This is a genomic window from Microbulbifer maximicatervae (SeqCode) (assembly GCF_052466985.1).
Map to the genome: position 1 here is coordinate 3,491,674 of NZ_CP174298.1, position 16,028 is coordinate 3,507,701.

12 protein-coding genes are annotated in these 16,028 nt (G+C 47.2%); all 12 read right to left on the bottom strand.

Translation table 11 applies throughout. The annotated features are described in order from the left end of the window. Positions 1-2: 2 nt before the first annotated feature. A complete protein-coding gene (gene tssC, locus ACJJI3_RS15400) occupies positions 3-1,517 on the bottom strand; it encodes a type VI secretion system contractile sheath large subunit (protein WP_444906606.1) in 1,515 nt (504 codons plus the stop codon). A gap of 107 nt (positions 1,518-1,624) precedes the next feature. Next, entirely contained in the window at positions 1,625-3,112 is a 1,488-nt protein-coding gene (gene tssC / locus ACJJI3_RS15405) for a type VI secretion system contractile sheath large subunit (protein ID WP_413664116.1), read from the bottom strand. Beyond that, positions 3,109-3,630 (bottom strand): type VI secretion system contractile sheath small subunit, encoded by a 522-nt coding sequence (gene tssB / locus ACJJI3_RS15410; RefSeq protein ID WP_413664115.1) that lies wholly within the window; start codon positions 3,628-3,630, stop codon positions 3,109-3,111. The genes tssC (ACJJI3_RS15405) and tssB overlap by 4 nt, the downstream gene beginning before the upstream one ends. 44 nt (positions 3,631-3,674) lie before the next feature. Beyond that, the gene (tssA, locus tag ACJJI3_RS15415; protein ID WP_413664114.1) at positions 3,675-4,979 is read right to left on the bottom strand and encodes a type VI secretion system protein TssA; all 1,305 of its coding nucleotides are present in this window, start codon (positions 4,977-4,979) and stop codon (positions 3,675-3,677) included. 178 nt (positions 4,980-5,157) lie between these two features. Then, complete coding sequence (locus ACJJI3_RS15420; protein WP_444940203.1) at positions 5,158-5,928, bottom strand: hypothetical protein; 771 nt, start codon at positions 5,926-5,928, stop codon at positions 5,158-5,160. A gap of 151 nt (positions 5,929-6,079) precedes the next feature. Then, complete coding sequence (locus ACJJI3_RS15425) at positions 6,080-6,787, bottom strand: SapC family protein (RefSeq protein ID WP_444940204.1); 708 nt, start codon at positions 6,785-6,787, stop codon at positions 6,080-6,082. Between the two features lie 33 nt (positions 6,788-6,820). Continuing rightward, positions 6,821-7,498 (bottom strand): type VI secretion system-associated protein TagF, encoded by a 678-nt coding sequence (tagF, locus tag ACJJI3_RS15430; RefSeq protein WP_444911956.1) that lies wholly within the window; start codon positions 7,496-7,498, stop codon positions 6,821-6,823. A 14-nt stretch (positions 7,499-7,512) separates the two neighbouring features. Further along, positions 7,513-11,055 (bottom strand): type VI secretion system membrane subunit TssM, encoded by a 3,543-nt coding sequence (gene tssM, locus ACJJI3_RS15435; protein WP_444940205.1) that lies wholly within the window; start codon positions 11,053-11,055, stop codon positions 7,513-7,515. Between the two features lie 57 nt (positions 11,056-11,112). Continuing rightward, on the bottom strand, positions 11,113-11,976 hold the full coding sequence (icmH, locus tag ACJJI3_RS15440; protein ID WP_413664109.1) for a type IVB secretion system protein IcmH/DotU: 864 nt from the start codon (positions 11,974-11,976) through the stop codon (positions 11,113-11,115). Position 11,977: 1 nt separating this feature from the next. Beyond that, complete coding sequence (tssK, locus tag ACJJI3_RS15445) at positions 11,978-13,315, bottom strand: type VI secretion system baseplate subunit TssK (protein ID WP_413664108.1); 1,338 nt, start codon at positions 13,313-13,315, stop codon at positions 11,978-11,980. 72 nt (positions 13,316-13,387) lie between these two features. Next, positions 13,388-14,047, bottom strand: a complete 660-nt coding sequence (gene tssJ / locus ACJJI3_RS15450) for a type VI secretion system lipoprotein TssJ (RefSeq protein ID WP_413664107.1) — start codon at positions 14,045-14,047, stop codon at positions 13,388-13,390. Next, complete coding sequence (gene tagH, locus ACJJI3_RS15455) at positions 14,025-15,950, bottom strand: type VI secretion system-associated FHA domain protein TagH (RefSeq protein WP_444940206.1); 1,926 nt, start codon at positions 15,948-15,950, stop codon at positions 14,025-14,027. The genes tssJ and tagH overlap by 23 nt, the downstream gene beginning before the upstream one ends. Between the last annotated feature and the right edge of the window lie 78 nt (positions 15,951-16,028).

A 16,028-nucleotide genomic window follows, 5' to 3' on the forward strand; every position in this document is an offset into this window, starting at 1 on the left:
AATTAGGTAGCTCCGACGCCGATTGTTGCCAATGCGGTTGTAAGTTTTAGCTCGGATACAAGATGGTCAACGGTGTAATGACTCTTGAGATGAATCACACTTTGATAGCTACCCGCCTTGCCTGGTTCATCCGTTACTTGCACCCGAGACTCCCGTAGAGGGTATCGAGCCTGCATTTCCCAGGAAAGGTCATCCCTTCCCGTTGTGTATTCATCCAACCAATGCTGCAACTGCCGTTCGCAATCTGCAGCATTCATATAGGCACCCACCTTATCCCTTATCATTACCTTGATATAATGAGCAAATCGGGATGCGCAAAGTATTTGTTGTAACATAGAGCTAATGCGCGCATTAGCCGTGGCTGCTTTAGATGTGTATTGCTTCGGCCTTTGAAGTGATGGAACACTATTAAAGGCGCTGTAAGGAGTATCGTAACAGTGACTCAAGCATACATACCCTAAGTCACTTAAATCCCGCTCAGCAAAATCAGTTACCAAAATTGAAGTGGCCATTCGGATCATGCCAGGAGTACTATCTGGCCTATAAGGCACCATTGGTAGCTGGGTTACCAGCCCTCCGCCCAGATGGTCACGTGCAACCCCTCTAATATGTGAAAACCAGCCAACTTCACTAAACTCTCTTAACAGTACGGCACCCAATGCAAAGCAGGCATTCCCCCATAAATAATTCTGGTTATGGGATGCCCGTACCTGCTCCTGAAACCTCAAACCACGATAGGATGAAAATTCCTGATTATAAGGTTCTCTCATCAAAACTTGAGGAAGTGTCAAAGCGATAAATCGGCTGTCTTCCAGATCCCGAAGGCCATTCCATCGAATGTATTCTTTTTGACGGAACACTTCTGAAAAATTGATAGGCTTTGCTAGATCCGAAAAGTTGTCTACACCAAAAAGTTGCGGTGCTGATGCACAAACAAACGGTGCAAAGGCTGCGGCTGCAGTATGCGCGATGCCCTGCAAAGTAAATACATCATCATAAGGGTGGTCAGGCAGCGGCCGATGGGATACATAGTAATCTCCAAGCAACAAACCAAATGGCTCGCCGCCTGGAGTACCAAACTCTTCATTATATATAAGATGAAACAGCCCAGATTGGTCAAAATCCGGGGCCCGCTCTATATCCTTCGCGAGGTCTTTCCAGCTGGCATCCAAGAGTTTGATTTTAATATTTTCAGCGTGGGGTGTATCAAACACCAATAAGGATATCCCCCGCCAGCTCGCTTCAAGTCTCTGAAACTTCTGGTGATGAATTATACAATTCAGCTGGTCACAGATTAGTTCGTCCAACTCGGCGATAATTCGACTCAGATAATGGCGAACGGAATAATTATCCCTATTTGTACAGGGGGATAATTCTGTGAGCCAATATTCAAATGCAAAAAGATCATCCGGTTCCTGCAGAAATTTATGTAGCTCTCTCTGCTGCCCTCTCGCCAATTTCTCCGGTAGAACATCTGATTGATCTTCCGATATTTGGTCATGTGCTGCACGGGGCACCGGTATACTCCAACAAGAATTATTATTTGAATAAATAATGGTAAAACGCAGGCCTTGAACAAGGCCATGTGAAGAGAGAACCCGCCCCTAGAGGCGGGCCCGGAGCCTTATCCCGCAGACGGGATATTTGCCACCATACGCAAGGACGTCGTCAATTCTTCCATCTGTAACCAGGGTCTCAGATAGGCAATCGCACTATAACATCCAGGCTGACCCGGAATCTCTTTTACTTCCACACGGGCCTCAGAAAGCGGGTACTTCGCTTTCATTTCAGGGCTCGCGTCGGGGTTGGAGTTAGTGTACTGGGAGATCCACTTGTTCAACCAGCGCTCACAATCACCAGCTTCCATAAAGGAACCCACTTTATCGCGTGCCATTACCTTGAGGTAATGTGCAATACGAGAGGTCGCCATCAAATAAGGCAAGCGAGCAGAAATAGCTGCGTTAGCAGTGGCGTCAGGGTCATCGTATGCCTTCGCCTTTTGCGCACTTTGAGCACCAAAGAATACCGAGTAATCCGTATTCTTGTAGTGACACAGAGGCAAGAAGCCTTGAGCGCTTAACTCCGCTTCACGGCGATCGGTAATACCAATCTCTGTGGGGCATTTCTGATCGAGATCCCCATCGTCACTCTTGAACACGTGAGATGGCAGTCCTTCTACTTTACCACCACCCTCAGCACCGCGAATTGCAGTACACCAGGAGTTCTCAGCGAATGCTTGAGTCATGGTGGTGCCCATAACATAAGAAGCATTCATCCAGCAGTATTGATCGTGCTCTGCTGGACGGGAAACGCCGTCTTCATCCACTTCAAACTCTTCGAAGTCAAAAGCTTCAATCGGCTTGGTGTTAGCACCATAAGGGGTACGGGCTAGGGTACGCGGCATTACCAAGGTGACAAAACGGGAGTCGTCACTGTCACGGAAACTGCGCCACTTGATGTACTCGGCGGATTCAAAAATACCACCCAGATCTCTCGGCTTGGAAAGTTCCGTGTAGTCATCAAAACCAAACATGCCGGCACCGGCGGCTGCAACAAACGGACAGAAGCCAGCCGCAGCAACATTAGACATCTTGCTCAGAAGCTCGATATCCTCAGGGTGGCTGGTGAACTCGAAATCCCCGATCATTACGCCGTATGGCTCACCACCCGCAGTACCAAACTCTTCTTCATAGATTTTTTTGAAGGTCTGGCTCTGGTCGAACTCAACTGCCTTATCCAGGTCGCGGAAGAGCTCGCGCTTGCTCAGATTGAGCATGCGGATTTTCATGGTAGCGCCAGTTTCCGAGTTCATGACCAGGTGATTCAGACCACGCCATGATCCTTCCAGCTTCTGGAATTTCTCGTCATGCAAAATCGCAGACAGCTGCTGGGACATTGCCTTATCAATCGCGCTAACAGCTTTCTTGATGGTCTGGGTCAGGTTGCGATCCCAGGTGACCGTCCCTTTCATTACTTGCTCTGTCAAATTCGCAAGCAAGTCTTGTGCTTCTTGAGGCTCAGTTTGTTTAGTTGCCGCAATCGCCTGATCTAGGAGACTCGCCGATTGCTCTTCAGCTTCACTTCCTGCAACATTTTCTACTTCAGTGCTCATTCTGAGTCCTCTCCTTTATCCTCATTCAAGCCCAACTGGTCAGAGATAGCGCTGACGTTTTCTGTGCTCTTGAGAATATCCTCAAGTACTTTTTCAAGCTCCTCAGAGCGATCAGCTTTACTCAGCAGATCACGCAGCTTACTACGGGCTTCAAGCAATTGCTTTAGTGGCTCAACCTGCTCAACAATCTGCTCCGGCGAGAAGGCGTCCATGTTGTTGAAGTCGAGATCAACAGCCATCTTGCTACCGTCACCAGTCAGGGTGTTTTCCACCTGCAAGTTCAACTTTGGGTTTACTTTACCCATTACGTCGTTGAAGTTATCGCGGTCAATTTGGATAAACTTACGATCTTTCAGTGCCTTGCGATTCTCGGCATTATCACCAGAGTAATCACCCATAACACCCGCCACAAAAGGAAGCTCCTTTTTGACTTCGGCTCCGTTAGTTTCAACATCGTAAGTGATATGTACACGCGGCTTACGCACGCGCTTAAGTTTGTTGTGGATGCTTTCAGACATCTAAGGTCTCCTTTCCGACTTTAGGGACTGCTGTTCTCAGTTAATTACCAACCAGTGCTGGCTTCTTCTTGCGGTTGCTCACCCCAACCTTCATCAGAGACTGGCGCGGATACACTTTCAGTAGGTGTATCTGCGGCAACCGCAGGAGCTGATGACGTGCCACTTGTAGTCACTGGTGGGGTTATATATTTTTGTGTATCCGTGCCATCGAGACGAACTCCCGTCAACTGGGAGTAAAGCGCCTTCGACTGATCATCAGGTAGCAATTCAGACATCAATTGTGAAACGGTCATTCGTCCCCAGCCTATCAGCCTCTCCAGGCCGGGCGCCAGCGGCGTATGCGGCTCATAGGTACGAAAATACTTTGCCGCCTGCTCAAGCAATTTTAAGGCATCTTCTCTGGACACTACCGGACCGGTAGGGACAGCTACAGCAGAGGCAGCTACAGAAGTAACCGCTGCTGCAGCTGCATTTCCAGCTTGAACTTCCCCAGCAGGCTCTTCTGACGATTCAGGCGCCACATCTTCTTGAGTCTGCTCCATAGACTCCAAGTGCGTCTTATAAATAAAACGGCTTGTCCGCAACACCTCATCCAATAGAGATGAAATATTCGTGGACGGGGGGGCATCATGGCCGCAGCTTTGTCGCAGGCTATCATTTATGGTCTTAAAGTGCCCCAGCGCTGCCTCGATTGTCTGGACGAGGTTTTGAGCCCATTCACCACTCGCACTGTTTACACATTGATCAATCTGCTCAAGGTTGTAACCCAGCGTTTCTATTCGAGCAGCCTTAGCATCGTCATCTGCAATTCTGTCAGCATCCCGAGCCTGTTGGAATTGGAAGAATGAATAGTCCCCATAATCCCCTTCGGGAGTAATACCGGCACTGCGAATAGGCATTAGCAAGGTGCCATCACCACCATCACCATTCAAACCTGTCAGGGGTGCTACTTTTGTTTCAAGGCCGTCTTCGTCTGGTAAGGGATACAGACCTTCCCAATATTGCTCTACTAACGAGTCGATCACCTGCAGGCCATCTCTCAAGCCAATAAAGCCATGTAAGCGAATCAAGGCCTCGGTATACCAGCTGGCAACCTCCAAGTCCTTACTCTTTTTCCCTAGGATATTTTCTGCAGCTTTTGCTACATCCCTCCAAGGTGCGAGTAGGTCTGTATCTGCATCATCGAACATTGCGGAGCGTTCAGCAGCTCTTGCACTGTTGCGAGCATCTTTGATCGAGTAATAATCAGAAGTTGGCGAACGATCTTCTCGGATATCTTCCCCTACGGGATTATCCTCTGAGATTGGAGCAACTAATTCATCGATATTTATCGTGTTTGGGAATGCCATCAAAAAAGGCCCTTATACCGAATCAAATCCTTTAATCAGAATTCTGAGAAGAGTACACGTTGTAGATATCTAATCAAGGCAAATAATGCGCTTGGTACCTATTACTTTAAAAAACATGTTCAGTTGACAATTTTACGCTATTTATTTTTGTTAGATTTTGGCTTCTTATTCCAAGCCATTACATAGGAACTGCTGTTGAATCGCAACTCCCCACACTAGTCACAAGTTTAAATGTGGCAAAAATATGCAAAAACTCAGACCTACTCTTTTCAAAGTTCTCAAGAGATGACCACAAAAACACAGAATAGAAACTATCCGGGCTCTGAAAGAAAGTGACCAAATAGCGAACTGGTGTTTTTACAACCTCAGCAGACATCTCATAAATATGGCCATTTTGACTGTTGCTTATCAGTGGTTCAGGCCCGGATATAATAACGCCATTTTCCACTCTAGTCAGACACTGCTGTATTTGTGCTTTACCGAAATGCTCAATCGACAAATCATGGGGAAGCAGAGATCGATCTTGCTTTAGTACGATCAAATAGCGACTTAACTCTGAACTTCCGGCCTGAATCACAGCTTCCCTATTCAGATTGTCAAACCCTTGCCAACCGGCTGGAATACCAATAGAAACTGTGCCATCAGTACTTTCCAAAAATTCTAGAGCGGGAGGTAACGGAGGGTCACCACAATTACTAGACTTTTCAGTACAGTGTATTAATTGATCACCCAAGCAGAGCTGAGTATGCCATCCCGCCTCCCAGAACTTTTTCATTAGCTGGCAGGCTTCCCTTCTATCTTCCGTAGCCTTGATTTGAGATTTTGCCCCAGTCAGCAGTCCTTTTATTTGACTAAAGCCCAAACCAAATTCACGCCCCAATGCAGCAATTGCATAGCGCCGCTCTACAGAACCTCTTATCTCTCCAGTAAAAATTATTCTGTAAGACATATCAGTAACCTTAGCTTCCTGCTCTGATACTCACTTTACAACCAGAACCTCTAATACAATTATCTCAATTCAATCAAACTTTATAGGTTTTCTTAAATTAACGTTCTGATCAATAAATCCATAGATGAAAAGTAAAAGTCCACTCTTAATATCAGTGAAGAATTTTCGCATGAAATTTTTTATGCAGCGCACTTAAAGCTGTCGACTTCTGCAAGGAGAAAAGATGTGCATAAATAAAAGGCAAACAACCTGATTCACGCAATTCCAGGAAAGCTGCAGAATCAAGCTCTCCCAATCTCTTCTCTGAAATACAATAAACACCTGTTAATTTATGCTTAACATCACCTGGCAAATCTATATTTATTTCTTTTTCTACCAGCAAATTATTCCGCTGCAAAATACCGACAAACTTCCAAACCTGCGTCTTTTTAAGATGGATATCCTCTAAGCGGCGCTGCGCTTCCAATAAGTGACCACTTGGATTCCCATTCTCTTCAAACAACCTAACACCTAAAGAACTATTTCCGTCTTCAGATAATAGAGACGATTCAACGCAAACAAATGCATTGGAAGAGTCACCTTCTTTATATTTCAAATAGAAGGGATAAGAGCGAATAGATGCGGGAATATAATCACCCTGCCATTGTCCTTCTTGCCAAAAAAGGTTTTCTCCAGGTGTTACGCCAAGTAATGCACAGCTCTCAAGCTTTCCCGTCTCTTTTGATCGAGTAAATATAATAGGACAGGCACGCGCCACCGGTATGAATTCAGGCAATAAGATTGGGCAAATATGCGAATTCTTACTGTGGGAAAGATCACTTTTGATTAATTTGCAATTGCGATGCTTCTTCTTATCCAAGATAACCAGCTGTCTCACGCTGTGCCCTCAATCCTAACTTATATTCTTCTGTAACTGCACACCAAGCATTGAGCTATAGAGCTCAGGGCTTGGCAATGATGGGCACAGCAAGGTTGTCGGGGCCAAGTGTTGAGACCCCTCACTCCACCACAGACTATATGCGGAGTAGCTACTTTTGCTCATCTGCCCTAATAGACCTGCAAAACCTCTTTCCAGACTATTCGATTGGCCTGTGGAGACAACAAAGTCTCCTTGTGCTGGAGGCAGAGAGATAATGCCCGCCCTGTCAGGGGGAGCACTAAATGCCTCACATAACTGGTCTGCATGTAGCATATTTTGCAGCGATGTAATTGCTAATTCAGACAAGCTCTGGAACCAGCTCTTAGCATCAGACATAAAAGCAAATGCATCCACTACTGGGGATAGCGGAGCAGCAAATGTCAACGGAAAATAGCGCCCAACACTATCCACACTAGGTACTAAAATTCCGGCCCACGCATTGGCATCAATGATGCCTTTACTGTGGACAAACCTCCAAACAGGACTGGTCAAGTAGTAGTCCAACCACTCTTGACCTACGAGTTCGCGAGAACCGAATACCGCTCGTTGTAACCAGCCATCCCATACAGTGACAAAACTACCCGGCAGCTGTCGCTGAACAAAGTCCCCGTGACCCGGCAACTTACCAAAAATACCAACTGTATTTTGCAAATCATCTACTCCGTCTACAGGGTCTCAGGGCATCGATATCCGCGGAGTAAACTGCGGTCGAATGGATTGTTTACATTAGATGCAATCAATTTAAATTGAGCCTTTCGCCCTTCCTCAGAGAAAGTGACAAAGTGTTCTGCATTACTTCGCCCGGCTTCCAAATCTGAGCTCGCTAACAGTCTGTACCATGCCCAGTCCCCTTCAAAATGCTTGCGATGAACAGTCTCATTCAGATCTTCAAAGATAATGCGAACCCGATTACTTTCACCACCACGCCAAGTCAGCTTTTTAGTGGTTTTAGGGCCATGGGAGTAAGGAACTCGCTGCTCTCCAAGTTCAAGTTCAAACAAACGAACACTGGAATCCAGTTTCGTTGGCTCAATACGGAAAGAGTAAGAAGCTCCTTCGCCGGCACTGAAGAAAGTTTTTCGAATACGTTCAGCTCGACGCAACTGGGAAAGGGCTTCCCTTGAAAGGCTAATACCCTGCCCTTCAACGTATTTGATTTTCCAGTTTCTGGTATCCACAAATGGTTTCAGATACTGATTGACAAATTTCTCCTCAATACCACCTGGTTTGAAGTACTGGTTAAACTCCATCACCGGCACTTCCTGGTCACGGTCGCTGCGCAGTGGGTACCGGTTTGCCAGGCTATTGCTATAGCTTTGATACACCTCTTCACGCCAGACACGGTTTATATGCGCCTTAGTCTTGGCCATTACCAGTCCCCAAGCGCTGTCAGCAATATCTGTCAGCCACTGGTCAAAAGGTGCTGGTGCATTAGCAGCCTTAACCCTTAACTGTTTAATCGCATCGCTACCGCCGGCAAAACGCGCTTTGGCACGTCCAAAAGCCGCTTGATTCGAATCGGGAGCGCTGTCGATCTCAGTGAGGTATTCCTGAATTTTATTAATAGTATCCAGGTATTCTTGGATACGCGCTGGCCGCCCCTTCTCACTCTGAGTGATTCGCTGGACCTCCTCAAACCTAACATCAACAATGTTTGGCTTGTAATGATCCTGCAAGGCACTGGTTGCACTACCCAGTGCGGCTTGTCCCAACTTTCGAGTAGTACTGGATACAGGTAGCGGTACCCCAGAAGCATCGACTGGAACCTCAGGGCGAAGGGTCAGACGAGTGTTATCTGAAGTTATCTCGGTAATCGCAAGCAGGGGTGAGTAAATAGGATCAGACAACTTTGACAACACATCCAATGCCTGTGAAGTGCTACCAAACCTCTGTATTTTGAACCCGCCAAGGAAGCCCTGCCAACGCTGTAAGTACTCCCCAAGATAGATTCGTTTTACTTCCTCACCAAGCTTTTCACGGTCGGCTTCGGTAAAGTCCTCACCACTCAGATCTCCTCCATATATCCAGCGTTCTTCAGCCATATTTGTCATCAGCTGAGAGTCCGCTCCAAAGTCCAGTTCTTTATAGCCCGCCTTTGTATAGAGGAAGGGAATCGTGAAGTTTGGATTATTGGCCCCCATACCAAAAATTTGCTGAGTGTCTCCACCAATTTCCTGGTAGAGATCTACAGGGGTCAATCCGAAGTCACTATTTTGTAGTTGAGCAAATAACCGCTGAGGTACAGGGATACGACGCAGTTGCTGTCGCGCGCGAGCTACCACCCTCTCATTCTCTTCAATTGAATTGGGGAGAGGCTGAATAAATAGTTGATCCAGGTGGTAGCGCAGCTCTTCCTGCCTCCCGGCTTCACCGGGTAACTGACGCTCCCAGCGAGCAGTGTAATAAGCCTCTATGGTTTTCAAATCCATTTTATCTGGATTAAAAAACATCAAATAGGTTTTGAGAGTACTTACCAAAGCGGGATCATTACTTCCGAGACGACTTAAGTCACTCTCTATATCACGAAGTAAAGCGGGAAGATAAATAGTTTCTAATTTATGGCGATAGAGATCATTTGCTGCAGTATCAATTCTGGTGTCATAAAGCCCCAAATTGCCAATCCACGGATGTTCCTCACGATCGTAGACCGCACTAGCCCGCTTCAAAGGCTCTAACAAATTTAAGGCACTGATGGGCGTAATATTTTTACCTTTCAGCTCACTCTCTGCACCTTGGTACGCGCTGAGATTATCGCTAACCTCTCCCATGGATAATTTATTCTGTGCGAGACTGCCACTCCATAAGAAAATAGCTCCGACAAAGCCTCCCGCCAAAGTAGCAAAAACTCCCCGGCGTAACCAAAGGTTAGCTGACTCAATCCGGCGATTAACGCCTACTAATTCAGCCTCGGGGAAAACGACATCCTTCAATAGTCGATGCAAGAAAAAGCTCTTACCAACACCCTGGAATTTTGGCCCGACGCTACGCTCTAGTCCAAAATCAGCGGTTACGGAGGACATCATACGGTCAACAGGACTGCCCTCCTGAGTGCCACTAGTAAAGTAGACCCCTCTGACCATAGGGACGGTTTCGTAACGATTTGGACCGAAAGTCTGCTTTACAAAATCTGTCAAAATATCTGTAAGGCTTTCCATTCGGGCAGGAAAACCTTGCAACAACGCCCGCTTCTCTACATTCCTCTCCTGATGAACACGCCACAATACGCGTTGGTTCAAACGCTCTATCAGCTGCTCAAATTCTGCTTTGAAATTATCGAGAGGGGCCCCTACCGTGGCGTTAGCTTCACGGGGAAAACTCATTCCCCAAACTTGCTCACGCTCAGCTTGAGAGAGGTTGTCGAAAAACTCTGTAAAACCTGCAACTAAGTCACATTTTGTGAAAGTGAGATAAATCGGGAAGCGAATACCCAACTCTTGTTGCAGTTCATTTACACGCTGGCGGATAATTTTTGCCTGGTGTTGGCGCTGCTCTTCAGTTTGCACCATTAAATCTTGCAAGCTAATTGCAACCAAAGCACCATTGATCGGGCGGCGGCGGCGGTATCTTTTCAATAAGCTCAGAAAAGCTTTCCAAGCGCTATTATCGTAAACCCGGTGGCTGTCCTGAGTCGTATAACGCCCTGCGGTATCAATTAAAACTGCATCATTGGTAAACCACCAATCACAGTTACGGGTGCCCCCTACCCCACCCAGGGCTTCCTTCCCATGACTCTGCGCCAGTGGAAATTCCAACCCGGAGTTCACCAGGGCTGTTGTTTTACCACAACCGGGAGGCCCAATAATGATGTACCAGGGAAGCTGATAAAGGGAAACTTGTCCCTTGTCAGATTTAAACCGAGCACTACGTAATACACCCATCGCTTCACGGAAGCGACCAGAAAGAGCATTCAACTCTTCCAGCGAGCGTTCTTCGTCTGGATCTGTAGAATCGGCTTCTTGTGATTCCTCAATGCCTTTTATTAAAGCCTGGTTTTGACGTCTCTCTACCAACCATTGGCTAATATTCCACACAAGCCAAATAGCAAAAATAAAAACAATAATAGTTAGTCGGACAGAGTGAGAAAGCGTGGCATTATCACCACCAAACTTAATGTAATCTGCCGCAAACCAAATGAGGAGGGAAAGAGCTGAGAGCCCTATGAGCCCCAACACCCACTTATTGGTAAAAAAGTTACGCAAGCGTTTCATGAATTGCTCCGTCTTCCAGGGTATCGACCGTACCCAGGATCAATATCAGCCCGAGTGTTACCCTTCTCCTTGCGGAGACTCATCATCACTTTTGGACAAATCTAAAATCTGGTCTGCGACCGGTGTCGTCGTTTCATAGAGCCACCAGCGATAACCACTATAAGTTGCAAGTAACAATCCCAGGACAACACTCATAATCACCCAGAGGGGTATATAGTGAATCAGCCGGGATTTTCGCTCTACGCATCCTTGCCAACGCGGCGAAAGATCTCGGTCCATTGGCTGCTTATGCTGTTCAATTGTTCTGTAGAGCTCATCACGAATCTGTTCTATTTGTTCGTGTCCACGCTGTACGAGCCGATACTTACCCTGAAAGCCCAAGCTCAAACACAGGTAAAAAAGCTCAAGGAGTTCCAAATGACTTGCGGGAGTTTCCAGCATGCGTTGCAAAATGACAAAACACTTCTCCCCTCCAAAAGTCTCTTTGTGAAACAGGCTAAGAAGAGAGTGCTGGCTCCAACCGCTAGCTGTACCCCAAGGTGTGGTCAAAACAACCTCGTCCACGACAGTACATAGTAAGTAACGGGCTGTTAGCACTGATTCAGGTGTTAAAGCCAGTTGCTTTGCCTCACGCTCGAAGCTTTGGATTTCCGTAGTAAGTCGCTTGTGCAAATCAGGTACGTTGGCGTGATTCATCGTTGTGCGTAATTTGATAATTACGCCTAACAATTTTGAAGCCGCAGACACCAATGGATTAAGGCTGTTGCGGACCTGAGCCTCGACCGGGGCATCTTGGCTGGCAAAGAATTGTGGCTGAGCCTGAGCTGCTGCCGGTGCCGCTGCAGCACCGGGTGTCGGTATCAAAACCGTTCTATCCCCAGCATTAGGGGCCCGTGGAGGAGTAAAGCTGTCATTACTCATATTAATTATTCCTTATGGCCCAGAGTTCCATAGTTAATCCAGGGAACTCTGCGCCCAGATGCACTGCAAAACCACCCGAGCGAGTCATGGCCTGCCATAACTCTCCACTGCGCTCCACCTCAAAGTAAGTGAACCCTGCGTGATAGGGGATTTGTCGAGGAGCCACGGGAAGAGGGCGCAGAGTCAAGCCGGGTAACTGCGCTGAGATAAGTTCTCTAATCGCCTCGACAGGGGCAACTTTTGCCTGCGTGGGGAAGCGGCTGCGCAATAGATCGCCAGGCATATCCGCTTTTGCGGCCATAATAAAACTGGCTGATTTTAATAATGAAGGATCAGTAACCGGCGCAACATATATCCCAAATTTGCGCTGCACCAATTCCATTGCAATCGCTGTTTGCTCCAGCACTGTGGAGAGCGACTGTCTAAGCGCTGAAAACAGCCCAGCAAAGCTAACTTGCAGGTCTTCATGTGCATACACTGGAATTTCTGGAGGGCGCTTAGATTGAGCAGTAAACGTCGAAAGTTCGCCTGCCAACTGCAATAATTCAAGAAATAAATTGTGCGGATGTAATCGGGGCTGAGCCGTGATCTGCTTTAATAAGGGTTCAAAGCGGTTAATAACCTGCAGTAACAAATAATCAGCAATTTCTGCAGATCCGCTTCTTCCGCTGTCGCTCAAACGATGCCCCAAAGCCGAGCCTCGATGGTCGAGCAATCCTTTTACTTCTTCAATATATGCATTGATAACTGCAGAAGTCTCCGCATTTAACAGCGGTGGGATATAGTCAGAATCAAGCTCTACCGGCTTTTCCGGTTGGCGCTCTTTAATTCGGGCAACCCCAACCGCAGCATAGCCACTCAGATCATCACTACCTAATTTGAGACAAGCTCTTAACTTTCCGACTTGGATACGCGCGGACTCACCAGAAGACGCCGCACTATTACGGGCATCAAAGTTCGAAGCCTGATAACGTGCCTGCGGGAAATCCTCTTGATCTCGAATCGACTCCTGACTACCTGGGCGCTTCATCGGCACACATAAGTAGACTATTTCATCACGAGTATTAACCGGAACATCCAGAACATCCGGCAAATGCTCATTTTCAGGGGCAAGTATCGGGGTACCATCGGGAAAAACAGCTTTCACTCTCGATAGAGAAATTTTTCCCATCGATAACGGCTCACTATCGATCGCCAGCTCTACAATCCCCCAGGTATAAGGCCCGAGCGGAGCTGTGCGCGCTTCGACAAGCTGTTCGAGATAGCGATCCTGCTGTTGAAAATGCTGAGGGCGTAAAAACATGCCCTCGCTCCAGATCACTTTATTGTTTGCCGACATAAATGTTCCTTAAAAAGCTCTCGTAATATTTCCAGGGCAGCAATTTTTATTGCCCGGGCAATAATTTCTGCCCTATTGAGACCGCTGCATATCAGGGAGCGTTTTTTTCATTCTTTCATAATCTTCTTTGGAGATTGTTACTGTTTCCCCACTATCATCTTCACTGCCACGAGTAGTCAATTTTGCTCGTCGACGCTTGGCAATATCATCTGGCGAACCAATTCGTACATCGGCCAGCGATACTTCATATTCATTTTTTTTGTGGTCTGTAATTGGCAGCACCATTAGTGCCTCTGCATCCTGATACTGTACAAACTCAGCTAGAAGCCCGATATATTTTACGTCCGGCGTTAAAGCCAGTTCTTCTATACGCTGTTCCCCTGGAGCAAACTCTTTAAGGATTACAGTATCAATCAAATCCTTGCCGAGGCGGGATTGAGCATTCTCGTAAAGGTTAAGAAAATCTTCACGGGCAAACTGGCGCTCATCCGCGAGCATAAACACTCGTATAACAACGGGAGAAGCTCGGCCATCATCATCTGGGTTTACGTCATTCTGTGTCTCTACAACCAACTCGAGACTGGTATCCAGATTTAGAGTCCGCCTCGTTGTTTGGCAACCAACAACTGCAACTGCCAAAACAGCGATTAAACTGACCTGAAATAATTTTTTTATCGACACAAGCAATTCCCTCTTTTCCGTCAACTTATTAATTTTTAATGCTTCGCGCATTTTTTAACTCTGATAATTGATTTTCATAAGTAACTGCAAATTCATCACCAAACAACTTGCGATAGCAATTATCCGGATCACCAACTAGCTCCCTGTAAATTGCAGTAAATCCTTCCCATTTTTTTGCATTTTTGTTTCCAAAAACGCCGGAAGTATTCCCCAGTCTGCGCTCAATATTTTCCGGGCTAAAGAATTTGAGCATGGCGTTGTAACCTGCTCTCATTCCAGCCAAAACCGCAACTTGATGATCCGACAAATCATCAAAACTATCCTTCACTGCCTCAGCGGGATTCATAAAAGCACCGGTACCCGCAAACATGGCTTCCAATGCATCCCGTTCCGTAGCACTAAATTTCAGCGGATTATTAGCTTCCGTTTGAATCATGGTTCGCTGCACACGCAGCTCATTCTTTATGCTGTTTCTTGCGCGCAAAAGGTCAATAAGACGAGCTACTGTTTCCCGGACAATTTCAGCTGCTTGCTGGTCCGCCTGTTGCAACTGGACCGTGTTCATATTCAGGCCGAGAGTAGATGCAAAAACGCTCCCCCCTGAAGAACCTGTGGGCTGAGTTACTGGGGATTGCTGTAAATGCGAAAACTGCTGAGCTTGGGCAGCCAAATCCAGTTGTGGATTTGGTTTTGGCTGTAGTTGCGGTTGCGGTTGCGGTTGCGGTTGCGGTTGCGGTTGCGGTTGCGGTTGCGGTTGCGGTTGCGGTTGCGGTTGCGGTTGCGAGGACGATTGCGGTTGCGAGGACGATTGCCCGGAACCAAACCCTGGAGCGCCATCAACTTGTTGCCCCTGCATAGCAGCGAAAGAGTCTGCAAAGGGGTTATCTTGAGCAGGCGGAGAAATTGGTTGCTGATTAAACCCTTGGGGCTGCCCTAACGGCTGAGATTGCATTGCCTGTGGCTGTAGCTGTGGCTGTGGCTGTGGCTGTGGCTGTGGCTGTGGCTGTGGCTGTGGCTGTGGCTGTGGCTGCATAGCCTGAGGTTGTGGTATCGGAGTTGCGACAGGTTGCTGTGAAATCCCCTGGAAACCACCCATAGGAACTTGCGGCTGCGGAGATACCACTTGAGATTCAGGCACCGCAACCGTCTCAACGACAGGTTCCGGTACCGGCTGGGGATTTATTTGCATTGAGTGCTGGTCAGCTGGCACATGATCATCGTCACTACCATCTTTCCACCACTCATCATCAGACCATTGATTACTGGATTGCTGCTGACCCGTAGAACCCACTAAGCCACCGACGGGTGACATCTCAGGAGCACCACCAACAAGACCAGACGGGTCAGATTGGCCAAAGGCAGCAAGTGGGTCCAGAGGGCCCGATTCCGAGGTGAGAAGACTATCGCTAGTTGGGGTATTAGCCTGATTACCCAGCCCAATCGAGCCCCACTCCCCAGTTTGAGCCACATCTGACTGCGGGCTGGAACCCGGCTCAAGCCAACTATCCAATTCTTTCGCTTCTGCCTGGCTTTGCATTTTTGCCATGGCATCCGCGCTGAATGTTGTTCGATCCGAGGTATCGAGAAAATCTGCACTTCCCAGACCTTTGGGAAGATCTCCCTCTTCCTTAGGCTGTCGCAGTGAAACTTTCAATTTATATTCCCCGAGAACGATCATGTCGCCCTCTTTTAATGGGACTTGATTTCCCTTTCCTAACGGATTTTCTGAATCATTGTAATAGGTTCCATTAGTACTAGTATCTACCAGAAAAAACTGATTATCGGTAAAGGAAATCTGTGCGTGTTTTGAGGAAACCACTCGATCTGGATCGGGTAAAACCCAATAATTATCGGCAGAGCGACCCAAACTGCCACCAGCTTTCGTGAACAGTTTTGTATGTTTAAGCATATTGGCGCCAGAAGGGTCGGCCAATACTGATAGAATTAGATCCATTTATTCCTGACTCACAATAGTGGTTTATTCATAGTCTTCAGGTAGATTTTTGCCCGCATATTCCTGTAAAGATCCAAC

What these genes read in the sequence shown, in the direction of transcription:
- tagH (WP_444940206.1), bottom strand. Translation starts at nt 15,950, where the DNA reads ATGGATCTAATTCTATCAGTATTGGCCGACCCTTCTGGCGCCAATATG.
- tssK (WP_413664108.1), bottom strand. Translation starts at nt 13,315, where the DNA reads ATGTCGGCAAACAATAAAGTGATCTGGAGCGAGGGCATGTTTTTACGC.
- icmH (WP_413664109.1), bottom strand. Translation starts at nt 11,976, where the DNA reads ATGAGTAATGACAGCTTTACTCCTCCACGGGCCCCTAATGCTGGGGAT.
- tssB (WP_413664115.1), bottom strand. Translation starts at nt 3,630, where the DNA reads ATGTCTGAAAGCATCCACAACAAACTTAAGCGCGTGCGTAAGCCGCGT.
- tssA (WP_413664114.1), bottom strand. Translation starts at nt 4,979, where the DNA reads ATGGCATTCCCAAACACGATAAATATCGATGAATTAGTTGCTCCAATC.
- tssM (WP_444940205.1), bottom strand. Translation starts at nt 11,055, where the DNA reads ATGAAACGCTTGCGTAACTTTTTTACCAATAAGTGGGTGTTGGGGCTC.
- tssC (WP_413664116.1), bottom strand. Translation starts at nt 3,112, where the DNA reads ATGAGCACTGAAGTAGAAAATGTTGCAGGAAGTGAAGCTGAAGAGCAA.
- ACJJI3_RS15420 (WP_444940203.1), bottom strand. Translation starts at nt 5,928, where the DNA reads ATGTCTTACAGAATAATTTTTACTGGAGAGATAAGAGGTTCTGTAGAG.
- tssJ (WP_413664107.1), bottom strand. Translation starts at nt 14,047, where the DNA reads ATGCGCGAAGCATTAAAAATTAATAAGTTGACGGAAAAGAGGGAATTG.